This window comes from Lysobacter yangpyeongensis, assembly GCF_042655745.1.
Taxonomy (GTDB): Bacteria; Pseudomonadota; Gammaproteobacteria; order Xanthomonadales; family Xanthomonadaceae; genus Agrilutibacter; species Agrilutibacter yangpyeongensis.
On record NZ_JBHSNM010000019.1, the window covers coordinates 1 to 3,261 of the forward strand.

Genomic DNA, 3,261 nt, shown 5'->3' on the forward strand with positions numbered 1-3,261 from the left:
ACGGCGACGGGAATGACGATCTGCTGTGGCGCTCCCTCGCGGGGGATAACAAGATCTGGTATCGCGGCAACGGGGCCACCAGTCGCGTGCTGACGGCAATGGCAAGCGACTGGATTGTCGCCGCGGTCGGCGACTATTCGGCGGACGGCACCGACGACATCCTGTGGCGTCGTGCCAATGGCGGCAACGTGGTCTGGAACAATTCCAATTCCGCGACGCGCTACAACCTGACGACCGAATCCGGAGCGGGCTGGTTCATCCGGCCGTGATTGCCCCGCGCCGCGCGGCTGCTAGCCGCGCGGCGCAGTTCCGATCGGAAGAGTTTGCGCGCACTTGGGAAACGAATCCGGATCGAGCATCGGGTAGCCGAATAACTCGAAATCGCGCCGATAGATCGCATTCACCGCGGAGATCGTCCTGCGGTCGAAATGGGGCAGGTATTTCGGCTCCACGCTGCGCAGTCCCCGGCGTACGTTCTCACCAGGGTTCGGGGCTTTTCGCGCGTATCCAGCGCGGGTAGGTCTCGGCTGCGTACCGGCCCTGGAGATACCCCGGAATAGATCCGGTCATACGGATTCCTGACGAATGCGAACTTGAAGTAGTCAGGAAACAGCGGGGCGTGCTCCGAGCGCAGGAAGGCCGCAATGGTCACGTGCTGCTGGTACTTCGATACCGGCCAGCCGATGTCGGCGAAGGGCGCCAGCGATTTGCCTCAGCGTCGCCGATGCCGTCTTGGGAATCACGAAGTGCAGGAACCTGTGCCGGTGGGAAATGACCATGCTTACAGGTTCTGGTAATTCGGCCCCGAGCCGCCTTCCGGCGTGACCCAGGTGATGATTTCGTACGGATCCTTGATGTCGCAGGTCTTGCAGTGCACGCAGTTGGCGGCGTTGATCTGCAGGCGCTTGCCCGCGGCATCGTCGACGATCTCGTAGACGCCGGCCGGACAGAAGCGCGTGCACGGATTGCCAGTATTCCTCCGCGCATCGGGTTACGTAGATACTGGTGTCGGCGACGTGCAGGTGCACCGGCTGGTCCTCGTCGTGCTCGGTGGCGGCGAAGTAGACGCCGGCCAGGTGATCGCGTGGGGCGAGGGTGCGGTCGGCGTAATCGCGTGTGGGCGGCTCATGCTCGTCGAGTTTGTGGAGCGAGCACCAGTCGGCCTTGTTCTTCAGTGTCCACGGTGAGAGACCCGCGGTGACACAGGCCGCGCTTGAAGCCCGGCCTGATGTTGCGGACCTTCTTCAGTTCAGCCATCGCGGCGGAAGCGCGCGGCTTCGCGTGGAAGCCTTCGCGAGGGGACCTGCGACCAGGTGTTCGGCGGCGAGGGGATACGTGCGCTTCAGCGTGGCCGGTCCGGAAGCATAGGGCCGTTGTCTTCATCGTTCAGGCGACGCGATGCACCGATCTTCGTCACATCGCCTGAACAAAATCCTGACGTGGCTTATCAGGTTGCCGCTGCTCCGGGGAGCCGGCGACTCATGGGGGGCAACATGCGTGGACTAACTTGGTGTGCGGGCATCCTGTGCGTGCTGACAGGCTGTGCCGCGGACATGGATCCGACCGGTGCGGCGGTGCAGACAACTGCCCAGGGAGGCGGGGCCGCTCATGCAATGACCGTCGCGCGACGGCCCGCGGAACCGATGCGCTCGGCGTTGACCGCCCTTCCCGATCACGGAACGCTGCTGGCCTACGATCACGCTGCGCTCACGCCGGAAGCGAAAGGAAGCACGCGCTGGCACGCCGTGCAATTGAGCGAGGCACATGCGCTGCGCGCAATCGTTGATGGCGGACTGGATCTCGAGGCGCCTGACGGACGCCAGATACATCTGGGCTACAGCCGCCACATCGAACACCCCGATGGAAACTGGACGTGGATAGGTAGCGACCGCGACCCTAGGGGCGGCAATTCCGCGATCATCACCTTCGGAGAGAAGGCGGTGTTCGGCTCCATTCCCTACAAGGGACGTCTGCTGCAGATCACAACCTTCGATGGAAAGGCATGGCTGGTCGAGCCAGGTTCCCAGCAGGCCACGTCCTCGGCAATGCGCAATGACGCGTATGAACCCGTTGCACTCGATGAGCCCGTCGACAGCATGGATACGCCGCCCTCATCGAGGCGGCGGGCATCCGCGTCGGCACCGCTGGCGCTGCCGCTGGAGGCGGCGTCGACCGATACAACCGTCGACCTTTTCATGGGTTACACGAGCGGCTTTTCTCAACGGCTGGGTGGTACCTCGCAGGCAGTGACCCGCCTGACCTTCATGGTTGATGTGGCGAACCAGGCACTCACGGATAGCAACGCGCAGGGTCAGCTCCGGCTCGTGGGCACGCAGCAGGTCGACTATCCCGATGCCACCGACAATCACGGCGCCCTGGTCGAGCTAACCGGCCTGCAATGCACGGATAAGCCGAACAACACCAAATGCACGCCGGCGATCCAGCCCGCCGCACTCCAGCCGCTCATCGTCGCGCGGGAGTATGCGCATGCCGACCTGGTCGCGCTGGTCCGCAAGCTCGAAATCCCGGACAACGGCAGTTGCAGCGCCTCCTGGCACATAGGCGGTGGCCAGACGCTCATCGATCAGGCCGATGCGGCTTTCGGGTTCGCCGTGGTCAGCGACTCGAGCGGCGATCAGTTTCCGGATGACGGCACGACCTGCCCGGAGGAAACGCTCGCGCATGCGCTGGGCCACAATCTGGGCCTGCAGCATGATCGTATGACCGCCCAGCAGGGCAACGATTCGAATGGCGACGGCAACCTGCTCGATCCGGAGGAATATGGTCGGTATCCGTACTCCTTCGGTTACGCCGCGGACGTGGCTCATGGCAACTTCCACGACATCATGGCGTATAGCATCGCCGGGCAGGCGGCGTACCGGATCTTCTCGAATCCGGATATCACCACCTGCGGTGGCTTTGCCTGTGGCATTGCCGATGTCACGGACAGTGCCCGCACGCTGCGCCAGACCATGCCCGTCATCGCGCAGTTCCGGGCTGAAACTTCGACCGAAAGCCCGGTTGCCCACGATTACAACCGGGACGGCAAGTCCGATGCGTTCTGGTGCAACGGCAACAACGGTCAGAACCGCATCTGGTTCTCCGCGCTTTCCAGCAGCACGATCAACCAGACGCCGCTGTCCACTACCTGGCAGGTGGTTGCCGATGGCGACCTCGACGGCGACGGAAACACGGACATTCTCTGGCGCAATGCCGCGACCGGGTCGAACGTCGCCTGGTATGCCGGCCTGTATGCGCACC

At 63.7% G+C, this 3,261-nt stretch carries 2 protein-coding genes and 1 pseudogene; 2 read left to right on the forward strand and 1 reads right to left on the reverse strand.

The features are described 5' to 3' along the window. Positions 1 to 269, forward strand: a 269-nt coding sequence (locus tag ACFPN1_RS16175) for an FG-GAP repeat domain-containing protein (protein ID WP_386756253.1), incomplete at its 5' end; no start/stop codon positions are given. 512 nt (positions 270 to 781) lie between these two features. On the opposite strand, the pseudogene ACFPN1_RS16180 reads toward ACFPN1_RS16175, so the two are convergent. Then, positions 782 to 1,334, reverse strand: a pseudogene (locus ACFPN1_RS16180) (4Fe-4S dicluster domain-containing protein); the annotation flags it as partial. A gap of 39 nt (positions 1,335 to 1,373) precedes the next feature. On the opposite strand from ACFPN1_RS16180, the gene ACFPN1_RS16185 reads away from it, so the two are divergent. Next, positions 1,374 to 3,261, forward strand: a 1,888-nt coding sequence (locus tag ACFPN1_RS16185) for a reprolysin-like metallopeptidase (protein WP_386756254.1), incomplete at its 3' end; no start/stop codon positions are given.